General features: G+C 67.5%; 11 protein-coding genes. 10 read left to right on the forward strand and 1 reads right to left on the reverse strand.

Going from position 1 to position 12604, the window contains the following annotated elements; all coding sequences use genetic code 11:
- The first annotated feature begins 107 nt into the window (after nt 1-107).
- The 4 genes from C8P69_RS20135 (at nt 108) to hemA (ending at nt 4089) form a co-directional block, all read left to right on the forward strand.
- Nucleotides 108-1163 (forward strand): endonuclease/exonuclease/phosphatase family protein, encoded by a 1056-nt coding sequence (locus C8P69_RS20135; RefSeq protein ID WP_108179248.1) that lies wholly within the window; start codon nt 108-110, stop codon nt 1161-1163.
- 190 nt (nt 1164-1353) lie between these two features.
- Nucleotides 1354-1893, forward strand: coding sequence for a translation initiation factor IF-3 (gene infC, locus C8P69_RS20140; RefSeq protein ID WP_211353851.1), 540 nt, complete (start codon nt 1354-1356; stop codon nt 1891-1893).
- A 92-nt stretch (nt 1894-1985) separates the two neighbouring features.
- On the forward strand, nt 1986-2708 hold the full coding sequence (locus C8P69_RS20145; protein ID WP_108179250.1) for an aldolase: 723 nt from the start codon (nt 1986-1988) through the stop codon (nt 2706-2708).
- Nucleotides 2709-2859: 151 nt separating this feature from the next.
- A complete protein-coding gene (gene hemA / locus C8P69_RS20150; RefSeq protein WP_108179251.1) occupies nt 2860-4089 on the forward strand; it encodes a 5-aminolevulinate synthase in 1230 nt (409 codons plus the stop codon).
- Between the two features lie 3 nt (nt 4090-4092).
- Here hemA and C8P69_RS20155 read toward each other — a convergent pair whose 3' ends face one another.
- Nucleotides 4093-5139, reverse strand: a complete 1047-nt coding sequence (locus C8P69_RS20155) for a DUF2336 domain-containing protein (protein ID WP_108179252.1) — start codon at nt 5137-5139, stop codon at nt 4093-4095.
- A 99-nt stretch (nt 5140-5238) separates the two neighbouring features.
- Between C8P69_RS20155 and C8P69_RS20160 the strand changes: the two genes are divergently transcribed.
- The 6 genes from C8P69_RS20160 to C8P69_RS20185 all read left to right on the forward strand — a co-directional run bounded on the left by C8P69_RS20160 (nt 5239) and on the right by C8P69_RS20185 (nt 12491).
- Nucleotides 5239-6747 carry an amidohydrolase family protein gene (locus C8P69_RS20160; protein WP_108179253.1) on the forward strand — a complete coding sequence of 503 codons (1509 nt, stop codon included), beginning with the start codon at nt 5239-5241 and terminating at the stop codon, nt 6745-6747.
- Nucleotides 6748-6754: 7 nt separating this feature from the next.
- Nucleotides 6755-7702 (forward strand): CobW family GTP-binding protein, encoded by a 948-nt coding sequence (locus C8P69_RS20165; protein WP_108179254.1) that lies wholly within the window; start codon nt 6755-6757, stop codon nt 7700-7702.
- A 54-nt stretch (nt 7703-7756) separates the two neighbouring features.
- Nucleotides 7757-8152: a DUF2946 family protein gene (locus tag C8P69_RS20170; RefSeq protein ID WP_108179255.1), complete on the forward strand. Its 396-nt coding sequence runs from the start codon at nt 7757-7759 to the stop codon at nt 8150-8152.
- A gap of 72 nt (nt 8153-8224) precedes the next feature.
- Nucleotides 8225-10330 (forward strand): TonB-dependent receptor family protein, encoded by a 2106-nt coding sequence (locus C8P69_RS20175; RefSeq protein ID WP_108179256.1) that lies wholly within the window; start codon nt 8225-8227, stop codon nt 10328-10330.
- A gap of 80 nt (nt 10331-10410) precedes the next feature.
- Nucleotides 10411-11538, forward strand: coding sequence for an energy transducer TonB family protein (locus C8P69_RS20180; RefSeq protein WP_108179257.1), 1128 nt, complete (start codon nt 10411-10413; stop codon nt 11536-11538).
- 14 nt (nt 11539-11552) lie between these two features.
- Complete coding sequence (locus C8P69_RS20185; RefSeq protein WP_108179258.1) at nt 11553-12491, forward strand: DUF1775 domain-containing protein; 939 nt, start codon at nt 11553-11555, stop codon at nt 12489-12491.
- Nucleotides 12492-12604: the final 113 nt, after the last annotated feature.

A 12604-nucleotide genomic window follows, 5' to 3' on the forward strand; every position in this document is an offset into this window, starting at 1 on the left:
CACTCCGTCCGATATGGCATTCTCCGAATACCACAAGCGATCAATCGCTCTATTCTGACGTCTTCGTATTCCCTCTGGCTTTTGGTCGTCCCCGTGGGAGAATCACCGTGAAACTCCAATCGCTTAGCATTGGGACATTCAATCTTTACAACCTTAATGAGCCAAATCTGCCGATTTATTCCAACAAGAATGGTTGGACCTCTGATCAGTACAAGCTGAAGATCGACTGGACCGGGCGGATCATTCGAACGTTGCGGCCGGATGTGTTCGGACTCCAAGAGCTGTGGCACGCCGAATCCCTGCGACGGGCACTGACCGAATCGGATCTTGCGGAGGCCTACGATGTCGTGGTTCCCGAAGACGCCAACGGCACACGGATCGTTTGCGCCGCCTTGGTCCGCAAGGGGCTTCTCGTCGGCGAGCCGCAGTGGATTGTGAACTTTCCCGAGGCTTTCAAGCTTCACAGTTCAGGCGACGATCCGCAAACACCAAGCATCAACGTCAGCATTCGGAGCTTCTCGCGACCGGTCCTGCACTTCCAAATCCAGCCGCGGGACGATCACGATCCCATTCACGTCTATGTCTGCCATTTCAAATCGAAGGCACCGACCGCAGTTTATCGCGAAGCCTGGTACAAATCGAACCAGGACGAATACAAGCATCACAGCAACAATCTGGGCGCTGCAATGTCGACGATCAGACGGACAGCTGAGGCTTCTGCACTGCGCTTCCTCCTGACCCTCCAAATGAAGGGGACCCGGACTCCTGTCATCGTCGTTGGCGACATCAACGACGGCCAACACAGCAACACAGCCAACATTATCACCGAACAACCCCGTTATCTCGTTGGCGATTCCAGAGGAGGCGGAGACAATAGTTTTTACACTGCTCAAACGCTGCAAGAGTACCGGAACACACGCGACGTCTACTACACTCACATCCACAACGACATCATGGAGTCGCTTGATCATATTCTCGTCAGTGAGGAATTCTACGACAACAGCAAACGTCGTTTGTGGATGTTTGACGGAATGACCGTCAACAATGACCATTTGAACACCGATGACCATGCCACCGACGGCACCAATGATCATGGCGTGGTCTGCGCAACCTTCAGGTACCGCCCCATCAAGGCCGAGGCGCGCGCGATTGTATCGGGTTAGGCACGAGCCAGCAAAGAATTTCCGCCGCGCCAATGCCTCCGGGCCCGGCAGCGAACCATTGACTTTCGCGGCTTTTCTCCCGATCTTCGCCGTCCTCCGGAGCATCGCCGCAGGCCTGCATCCCGTCCCTGGACGCGGTATGGTCGCAGCCGACGCCCCGGCCCCTGAAACGTCCTTAAGGAGACGCCCCATTCGCAGACCCATGAGAGCCGCCGCCCCCGTCGAGCGTGACGGGCCGCGCATCAACGACATGATCCGTGTCCGTGACGTCCAGCTGATCGATGCCGAAGGCGAGAACCGCGGCGTCGTCCCGACGCGCGACGCCGTCCAGATGGCGGTCGAGGCCGGTCTGGACCTGGTGGAAGTGGCGCCGAACGCCGTGCCCCCCGTCTGCAAGATCATGGACTACGGCAAGTTCAAGTTCCAGGAGCAGAAGAAGGCCGCCGAGGCCCGCCGGAACCAGAAGACGGTCGAGGTCAAGGAGATCAAGCTGCGCCCCGGCATCGACGATCACGACTACGATACGAAGATGAAGGCGATGAAGCGGTTCTTCGAGGAGGGCGACAAGGTGAAGGTCACCCTGCGCTTCCGCGGCCGCGAAATGGCGCATATGGATCTCGGCGTGAAGGTTCTCGACCGGGTGAAGCTCGACACGGTGAACATCGCCAAGGTCGAGCAGGAGTCGCGGCTCGAGGGCCGTCAGATGATCATGGTGCTCGCGCCCAAATGAGGGTTGCGGCCCGAGGGTCGCCAGCGGCATTGTCCCGAGCGCCTGCGACCCCGTCGCGGGCGCTTTCCTTTTCCGCGGACCCGAGCGCTCCCATGTCGATCCACAATGACATCAAGACCCTGCGCCGCGAGCTCGCAGCCGCCCTCAGGCTGGCGGCCGCCCAGGAGCTCAACGAGGGCATCTGCAACCATTTCTCGGTGGTCGTTCCCGGTCCCGAGGAGCGCTACCTCATCAATCCCTACGGCATCCACTGGGGCGAGATGCGGCCCGACGACCTGCTGCTGATCGACGGCGAGGGGCAGATCCACGAGGGCTGGGGCGAGGTCGAGGCGACCGCGCGCAACATCCACATTGCCGGCCATCGCGCCAATCCGCGCCACCAGGCGATCCTGCACGTCCACATGCCCTATGCCACCGCGCTCACCATGGTGGAGGGCGGCAAGCTGGAAATGGCCCATCAGACCGCCTGCCGGTTCCTCGGCCGCACCGCCTACCAGGGCTTCGGCGGCGTGGCGCTCAATGCCGAGGAGGGCGAACGCATCGCCCAGGCGCAGAAGGACAATCCTCACGCCGACATCATCTTCCTCGAGCATCACGGCGTGACGATCGGCGGGCCGACGGTCGGCATCGCCTTCGACGACCTCTACTATCTGGAGCGCGCCTGCAAGCAGCAGGTGCTGGCGCAGTCCACAGGGCTGCCGCTGAAGATCATTCCCGAGGAGCAGGCCCGCCAGACCGCCCGCGAATGGATGCAGGTGCTGGACTATCAGGCCACGAAGCACTTCGAGGCACTGATGCGGTTGAACGGTTTGTGACAGGCCTGTGCGCCACGACAGTGGCGCCCTAAATTGGAATGGTGCTAAACGGGCGCCCGGTCTTGATCGACGTCAAGGCCACGCCGGACGAGTGCAGGCACAGTCCGGTATCCCCCGACGTCTGCCGGGGCTCGCACAGACCGGACGAGCCATGACCTACACCGACTTTTTCCGATCGGCCGTCGATCGATTGAAGGACGAACGCCGCTACCGGGTCTTCGCCGACCTTGAACGCAAGGTCGGGCGGTTCCCGCAAGCCACCTGGCATTCGCCCGATGGCGCCCGGAATGTCATCATCTGGTGCTCGAACGACTATCTCGGCATGGGTCACCATCCCAAGGTGACGGCCGCCATGGCCGAGACCGCCATGACGATGGGCGCCGGCGCCGGCGGCACCCGCAACATTTCCGGCACTTCGCATCCGATCGTGGAGCTGGAGAGCGAACTTGCCGACCTGCATGGCAAGGAAGCGGCCCTGGTCTTCACATCCGGCTACATCTCCAACCAGGCCGGCATCTCCACCATCGCCAAGCTGCTGCCCGACTGCCTCATCCTGTCGGACGCGCTGAACCACAATTCGATGATCGAGGGCGTTCGCCAGTCGGGCTGCGAGCGGGTCATCTTCCGTCACAACGACCTCGCCCATCTCGAAGAGCTGCTGATCGCCGCCGGCCGCGAGCGCAACAAGCTCATCGTTTTCGAGAGCGTCTATTCGATGGACGGCGACGTCTCGCCGATCGCCGCCATCTGCGACCTCGCCGAGCGCCACCGCGCCATGACCTATATCGACGAGGTCCATGCCGTCGGCATGTATGGGCCGCGCGGCGCGGGCGTTGCCGAGCGCGACGGCCAGATGCACCGGCTCGACGTCATCGAGGGCACGCTTGGCAAGGCCTTCGGCGTGATGGGCGGCTATATCGCCGGCTCGTCAGCGGTCATCGACGCAGTGCGCTGCCATGCGCCCGGCTTCATCTTCACCACCGCCCTGCCGCCGGCTGTCGCCGCCGCGGCCGCCACCGCGATCCGTCACCTCAAGGCCTCACCGGTCGAGCGCGACATGCAGCAGCGCCAGGCGGCGCGTGCCAAGCGCGTGCTGTCGTTGGCCGGCCTGCCCGTGATGGGCAGCGACACGCATATCGTGCCGGTCCTGGTGGGCGATGCCGAGAAGTGCAAGGCGGCCAGCGACCTGCTGCTTCGTCGCCATGGCATCTACATCCAGCCCATCAACTATCCGACGGTGCCCAAGGGCACCGAGCGGCTGCGCATCACCCCGGGACCGGCCCATACCGACGCGATGATCGACGACCTCGCGGCAGCGCTGCTCGACGTCTGGATGGATCTCGATCTGCCGCTGCAGCGCTATCAGGCCGCGGCGGAGTGAGGCTCAGGCCGGGACCGCCTCGCCCGTGCGCATGCGCGCGAGCGGCAGGCGGGCGAGCACGCGGTCGATCTCGGCGGGCCGCATGAGACGGAAGCGGACCGGCGCCTTGTGGACGTCCGTCAGCGGCTTGCCGGCGGACACGCGCCAGGCATGGACGAGGTGCTCGTAGGTTTCCGCGTCGACGCCCGCGATATGGCAGATGGCGCCGAGCGCCTTTTCGTCGTCGCGTTCCAGGATCTTGCGGCCAGCATCACGGTCGCGGCCGATGCAGCGCATCAGCAGGTCCATGGCGGGGACGATCTGCCGCTCCTCGGCAAGTTCATGGAGCAGGGCGAGCAGTTCATCCCCGGTGGGGACCTGGCTTGTCGCGGGGGCGGTAAACTTGCTGGCGATGTCGGGCGGGCAGTCCGGACGCTGCGCCAGGGTGGAGCGGACGGCCGCGTCGCCACCGTGCCTGGCCACGATGTTGGCGAAGCCTTCGGCCGAGAGCTGGACGCCGACATTGCGCACCAGAACCAGTACGGTCGACGCCTCCCCGAGCTCGACGATGGTTTCGGCGATCACGGCCGAGACCTTCTGCCGCTTGGCGATGATCTGCATGTGCTCCTGCCGGTCGGCGGCGCAGACCTTCAGCATCACGTCGTCTGTCAGGTCGGGCGCGGACAGGATGGCCTCGGCCACGGCGATCACGTCACAGGCCAGGGTGGTGGCAGCCTCGGGCAGGGCGGAGGAACAGCGAGCCAGCTTCGGCGAGGCGCGCACGCGAGTCGGCATCGGCGCCTCGCGCAGCGCCTCGGCCACGATATTGTCGAGCACGATAGCCTTGCGCGAGGCGGCATCGGGCCGCTCGCGTGAAATTTCGTCAACGAGCTCCTCGACCAGCGCCCCGCGCAGCTTGGGCGCGAGAGCACCGATCATCTCGTTGATCGGCTTGAGGGCATCGTCGAGCTGCGTCGTCATCCATAGGACCTTTGGGCCGAGAGGATGCCCAACATGTCTTAACCAGCGCTGAAAATACCCCCGGCCCGGCGTTGTAGATTTATGCACCATGCTCGCGCCGCGCGGCAGCCGCCCGCTGCCCCGTCTCGACTTGGTCGGACCCGCTTCTAGGATCGGCGGCGCCTCGTGCCTGAATTCTGGATCCCGCCCATGACCTCCACCCCCGGCCCCTTCGACCTCGTCATCCGCGGCGGGCGGATTGTCGACCCGGCAAGCGGCCGGGACGGGACCGGCGATGTCGCGGTGACCGCCGGCAAGATCGCCGCCGTCGGCACCGTCGCCGCCGAGGGCCGGCGCGAGATCGACGCCCGCGGCCTTGTGGTCACGCCCGGCTTCATCGACCTCCATGCCCATGGCCAGACGGTCGCGGCAGACCGGATGCAGGCCTTCGACGGCGTCACCACCACCCTGGAGCTGGAGGCGGGCGTGTTGCCCGTCACGCTCTGGTACGAGAACCAGGCGCGCAAGGGTCGCGTGCTGAACTACGGCACCGCCGCCAACTGGGTCTTCGCCCGCATCGCTGCGATGATCGGGGTGGAGCCCGAGGCCGACCTCGCCTTCATGGGCCGCAACTCCAACGACAAGCGCTGGATCGAGAACGTTGCCTCCGACGCCGAGGTGAAGGAGATCCTCACCCGCCTGCGCCAGGGCCTCGACGAGGGCGGGATCGGCATCGGCATCCTCAACGCCTATGCGCCGGGCGCCGGCGTGAAGGAAATGACGTCGGTGTGCCAGCTCGCCGCCGAACGCGGCGTGCCGACCTACACCCATGTCGCCTATGCCTCGAACGTCGATCCGCGCAGCTCGATCGAGGCCTATATCCGCCTGGTCGGCTTTGCCGGCGCAACCGGCGCCCACATGCATATCTGCCACTTCAACTCGACCAGCCTGCAGGACGTTGAGCAGGCCGCGGCGCTGATCCGCAAGGCGCAGGACCAGGGTCTGAACATCACCGTCGAGGCCTATCCCTATGGCACCGGCTCGACCGTGCTGGGCGCCACCTTCTTCGCCGACCCGCAGTTCAAGGAGCGCACCGGCGGTACCTACGAGGCCATCGAGATGGTCGATACTGGCCGGACCTTCCACAACCGCGAGGAACTGCTGGCGGCCCAGGCCCAGGATCCGGGCTCGCTGGTCCTTTGGCACTTCCTCGACGTCGAGGCCAATCCGCGCCATCGCGACCTGCTCGACGTGTCGATCCTCTATCCCGGCGGCGCCATCGCCTCCGACGCCATGCCCTGGACCAATCCGGACGGCTCGGTCTACGACGGCGACGCCTGGCCGCTGCCCGAGGGCACGAGCTCGCATCCGCGCTCGTCGGGCACCTTTACGCGTTTCCTTCGCCAGTATGTGCGCGAGCGCGCCATGCTGTCGCTGATCGACGGCATCGCCAAATGCACGCTGATCCCGGCCGACATTCTCGGCCCCAGCACCCCGGCCATGCGCACCAAGGGCCGGCTGGCGGTGGGGGCCGATGCCGACATCGCGGTGTTCGACTGGGACAGCCTCACCGACCGCGCCGCGTTCAAGGCGATGAACCGCGCAGCGGACGGCATGCGCCACGTCATCGTCAATGGCGAGGCCGTCATCACCGATGGCGCGCTGGTGCGCGAGGCGCGACCAGGCAAGCCCGTCCGCCGGCCGGTGAAGGGCGCCTGAGGCGGCCATGGCCGTTCCGGTCATCCTTGTCACCGGCTTCCTCGGCGCGGGGAAGACGACGCTGATCAACCACCTGCTCACCCATGCCGGCGGGCGGCGGCTCGCAGCCGTGGTCAATGATTTCGGCGCGGTCAACATCGACGCGGCGCTGGTAGCCGAGAATGCCGACGGGGTCATGAGCCTCGCCAATGGCTGCATCTGCTGCTCTCTCCAGGGCGACCTGCTGCGGACCCTGTCGGGCCTGCTCCGGCGCGACCCGTGCCCCGAGGGCATCATCATCGAGACGAGCGGCGTATCGGACCCGGCGGAGGTGGTGCGGACCCTGCTCGACCCGGTGGTCTGGCGCGAGGCGCCGCTGGAGACGGTGATCGCGGTGGCCGATGCCGCCGCTCTCGCCGCAGATCCGGCGCTGCTCGACGACGCGCTCTGCCGCTCACAGGTGACGAGCGCCGACATCGTCGCACTGAACAAGGCGGATCTCGTTGATGAAGCTGGCCTCGCCCGGGCCCGCGCCGCCCTGTCGCGTCTCAGGGCGGAGCGGGTGATCTTCCCCGTCAGCGATGGGGCGATCGCAGCTGAACTCGCCTTTGCGGGCACGGACTACGCGCCAGTCCCTGCCGATCCCCGGGCGGCAGCGCGGGCGCGCTTTGTGACGCCGCGGTTCGAGAGCACGACCTTCGTGAGCGACGATGCCCTGTCGCTGCCCGCCTTCCAGCAGGCGATCACACGGCTTGCCCCGAGCCTCGTCCGCGCCAAGGGATTCGTCTGTTTCGCCGACCATCCGGGACGGCCCATGCTGTTCCAGCTCGTCGGCGACCGGGCGACGCTCGGTCCCGCGCCGGCAGGGGCTGAACCCGGCGCGACGCGCCTGGTGCTGATCGCCGAGATGGGTCGGCTGGCCGCCAGCGGTGCCGAGGACGCGCTGCACCGTTGCGTCGCCGCCACGCCGGGCTGATGCGGTGCAACCGGCGATTGACTTCGCCGCGCATCAGGCGGTAGCAGACAGGTCATGTGGCTTTTCCGTGGCGGCAGGTTCCGGATCGCGCGCAGCGTTCTCGCTGCGGCGCTGATCTATGTCGTCGCCGCCACCGGCATGCTCGGCTCCATCGCGCGGGCCGCCAGCGGGCTGGAATCCTCCGGCTTCGTGGTCATCTGCACCATGGAGGGCACCGGGATCGCGGCCGATGGCTCCGGCCCGGTCACCAAGGCGCAGACCGCCCAGCATTGCGGCCTCTGCCAGGCAGGCACCGCCATGGCGACGCCGCCTGTCTCCGAGGGCGTGCCCGTCGCGGAGCCCGTCCCGGCGCCGCCGCCCCTCGCCCGCCCGGCCCTGCTCGCACCCGTCCGCTCCTTCGAGGGCTGGATCGGCACGCGGCCACCGCGCGCACCCCCTTTCGCCGTCTGATCACGACCTGAACCTTCGGGAACGGCCTGCGCGGCCGTCCCGCGTCGTCATCCCACGTCGAAACGCACGATCATGAACCGCATCTCTCCGACGCGTGCGGGGCTTCTCGCCCTTGCCGCGGCCTCGCCGCTTGCCATCGCGCCCGCCCAGGCCCAGACCACCGAACTGCCGACCATCACCATCGAGGGCCAGCCCTCCGGGACGGGGAGCGGCGGCAGCCTCACCTCCCCCGCCATCGAGACGCAGCGCCGCGCCGTGAACAGCACGGCCGGCTCGGTCTCGCATATCGATGCCGAGACCACCCGCAACAGGTACGCAACTAACCTGCGCGACGTGCTGCAGGACACGCCCGGCATCCTCGTGCAGAACCGCTACAGCCAGGAGATCCGGCTCTCGATCCGCGGCTCGGGCCTGGCCCGCGCGTTCCACACCCGCGGCATCGAGATCCTGCAGGACGGCGTGCCGACCAACCTCGCCGACGGCTCCGGCGACTTCTACCAGATCGACCCGCTGGCCCTGCGCGCCATCGAGGTCTTCCGCGGTGGCAATGCCCTGCCCTTCGGCTCGTCGACGCTCGGCGGTGCCATCAACTTCGTGACGCCGACTGCCTACACCGCGACTGCGCCGAACGTGTTCAGCATCGAGGCTGGCTCCTTCGGCACGATCCGCGGCCATGGCGCGGTGTCGCGCGTCATGGGTGACTGGGACTTCCACGCCTCCGGCACCGTCACCCATTCGGACGGTTGGCGCGCCCACGAGCAGCAGACCCTCGGACAGTTCAACGCCAATGTGGGCCGTCGCATCTCCGATCGCATCGAGACGCGGTTCTATGTCGGCGCCTACTACACGGACGTGAAGCTGCCGGGCTCGCTCACCTATGGCGCGGCAATGACCAATCCGCGCCAGGCCTCCGCCACGGCGCTCTCCGGCGACCAGGCCCGCAACACCTATGTCCAGCGATTCGCCAACGTCACCTCGATCAAGCTGGACATCGGCCAGCTCGACATCACCTCGTGGGTCATCCACAAGCACCTGAACCATCCGATTTTCCAGGTGCTCGACCAGGACGGCTGGACCTACGGTATCTCGCCGCGCTTCACCGGCTCCTTCAATCTCGGCGGCTATCGCAACGATATCGTCGTCGGAGCGCGAATCTTCGCCGGCAACAACCAGGCGCTCCAGTTCGTCAACCCGAACAACGGTACCGGCGATCGGCGCGCGCAGACGGTGAACGCCCGCCAGATCGCCTCCAACTACGAAGCGTGGTTCGAGAACCGCTTCTTCGTCCTGCCGCAGCTGGCGCTGACCGCCGGCCTCAAGGCCTATGTGGCGAAGCGCGACTTCTCCGGGCGATTGAACATGAACAACACCCCCGTGGCGGTGGACACCGGCGTCACCTATTCCGGGGTGAACCCGCGCGTGGGCCTGCTCTGGGAGCCGCTACGCGATGTCCAGGTCTTCGCCAACATCACCCGCTCCGCCGATGTGCCGGATTTCTCCGACCTCACGCAGACGACGGCGACCACGACCGCCTTCGTACCCCTGAAGGCGCAGACCGGCACCACCTATGAGGTCGGCACCCGCGGCCGCTACGGCGCCTTCACCTGGGAGGCGACCGCCTACCGGGCTGACCTGCGCAACCAGATGCTGCAGTTCAACTTGGATGTAGGCATTCCCGCCACGACCTTCAACGCGCCCCGCACGCAGCTTCAGGGTGTCGAGTTCGCGGCCAGCATCGACCTGTCGCGGAACCTGACCGGCCATGACGACCGTCTGACGCTGAAGCAGGTCTGGACCTGGTCGGACTTCCGCTTCGTGAACGACCCGACCTACGGCAACAACCGCCTGCCGCTGGTGCCCCAGCATGTGCTGCGGACCTCGCTGACCTATGCCCATCCCGCCGGCTTCTCGATCACCCCGGCCATCGACATCGTCCCGCAGGGCGCAATCATCGATTATAGCAACACGTCCAGTGTGCCGGGCTATGCGCTGTTCGGGGTGAGCGCGGCGGCGAAGCTGCCGAATGGCGGCGAAGCCTTCGTCGACATCCGCAACATCGCGGACAAGCGGTACATCTCCGACTTCGGTCCGGTGGTGCGGTACAATTCGGCGAGCACCGCCACCTTCTTTCCGGGCACCGGCCGCAGCGTCTACGGGGGAGTCCGGGTGAAGTTTTGATGTAATGTTGTATCATCGGCCGGGGCACCCACGCCCCGGCCATCCCCGCCACGCGCCAGGACCCCACGCGCCAGGACCCCATGCGCCTCGACACCGACATCGCCGTGCTGGATGAACCGGCCCCGCAAGGGGTCGCGGTCCCGGCCGTGCGCGTTTCGGCGCAGCCGGTCGAGGGCGCGGTAGCGCCCGCCGTGGCGGCCCTTGTCGCGGCCCCATCCGCCGAAACGGCCCCGCTTCCGGTGGTGCCGGAGGGCACGGCCATCGCCATCGCCTCACGCTGGCGGCTGCTGCTCGGGCTCACCGCCATCGTCTCGGTGGCCTTCCATGGGGCCGTCATCGCCGCCTTCATGACCATGACCACCACACCCCCACAGCGGCCCGAGCTGCCCGCGATCGAGGTGGAGATGGTCGAGGCGGATGCCGAGCCGCCGCCGGCTGCGGCTGCGGCTGCGACCGAGGCCGCGCCATTGGAGACGGCTCCGGTGGAGACGGCTCCGGAAACGTCGGCCCCCATGGCTCTCGCCGACATTGCGCCGCCGCCGGTGGAGGAGATCCCGCTGCCGCCCGATCTCGTGCCGCCGCCGGTGGCAGAGACTCCCGCGCCGATGGACGTCGCGGAAGCGCCGCGGCCTGCCGAGGCACCGCGGCCGCCGGAGCCGCTGGTGGAACGTCCGATCGTCGTCGAGCCGCCCCCCGAGATCCCGGCGCTGTCGGCCGAACTGACGCCCTCGCCGCCGGTCACGGCCCCTCCGCTCGCGCAACCGCCCGCGCCCCCCGTCGCCCAGCCGCGCCGGGAGCCACCGCCACGGCCGGTCGTGCGCCGCGAGGAGCCGGCGCGCGAGCGGGTCGCCCGACCCGCCCCACCGCGCCAGCCAAGCCCGCCATCGGCGGCCTCGGAAGGGCGCGGGGTCACCGCACGGGCGACACCACGGACATCGTCACCGCCACCGAGCTATCTTGCGCTCGTCATGGCGCAGCTCCATCGCGCCAAGCCGGCCAGCGCGGGCCAGACAGGCCGCGCCGTGGTGCGCTTTTCCATCCTGCGATCCGGCGCAGCCGGCGGCGTCAGCCTCGCCAGTTCCTCCGGCAATACAATCGTCGACCAGGCGGCCGTCGCCATGGTCCGCCGCGCCGCTCCTTTCCCACCGCTGCCGGCCGAGTACGGCCCGGCAGTCATGCCCCTCACCGTTCCCGTCGCGTTCCGTTGATCCAAGGTCTTGCCATGTCACGTCTTTTCCCGGCCGCCCTGCTGGCTCTCATCGTCACCAGCCCCGCGACCGCCCACATCACGCTGGAGACCGGCTCGACCGCTCCAGGCTCCTACAAGGCGGTGCTGCGGGTGCCCCATGGCTGCGGCACGCAGGCCACCACCGGCATCACCGTGACGATCCCGGAAGGGGTGCATTCGGTGAAGCCGCAGCCGAAGCCCGGCTGGACGCTGGCGACGACGGTGCGTCCCTATCAGCGGACCTATACCAATCACGGCCGCGAGGTTCGGCAGGGCGTGCAGGAAATCCGCTGGTCCGGCGGCTCGCTGCCCAACGAGCACTATGACGAGTTCGTCTTCATCGGGCAGATCGACGCCTCGCTCGCGACGGCCGGGACCGTCCATTTCCCGGTCGTTCAGACCTGCGCCGGTGGCGAGCATCGCTGGACCGAAATCCCCGCGGCGGGCAGCCAGGCACGCCTCGCCTCGCCGGCCCCGAGCCTGCGCATCGTCGCGGCGGCAGCCCCGGCGCCCGCCACGGTCCAGCACGGCGCGCTGCGCATCGGCCAGGCCTGGACGCGCGCGACCCCTGGAGGGGCCCGCGTCGCCGGCGGCTATCTGACCGTCACCAATACCGGCACCACCCCCGACCGTCTGGTCGGTGGTGCCGCCGCCTTTGCCGAGCGCGTCGAGATCCACGAAATGGCGACGCAGAACGGCGTCATGACCATGCGCCCGATCACCGGCGGCCTTGCCATCGCGCCGGGCCAGACGGTGGAGCTGAAGCCCGGCGGGTTGCACGTGATGTTCATGGGGCTGAACCGCCCGCTCGCCGAGGGCCAGTCCGTGACCGTGACGCTGGAGTTCGAGACAGCCGGCAAGATCGACATCAACCTCGCGGTGGGCGGCCTCGGCGCCCGTTCGGCGCCGGCCGGCGAACACCATCACCATTGATACGGCGGCGGGGCCTCGAGGCCCCGCTACAGCCCCATCTGGCGGCTGGCGAGATCCTTCATGATCTCCTCGGTGCCGCCGCCGATGGCGTTGACCTTCACCTCGCGATAGAT

It is taken from the genome of Phreatobacter oligotrophus, from assembly GCF_003046185.1.
Lineage (GTDB): Bacteria > Pseudomonadota > Alphaproteobacteria > Rhizobiales > Phreatobacteraceae > Phreatobacter > Phreatobacter oligotrophus.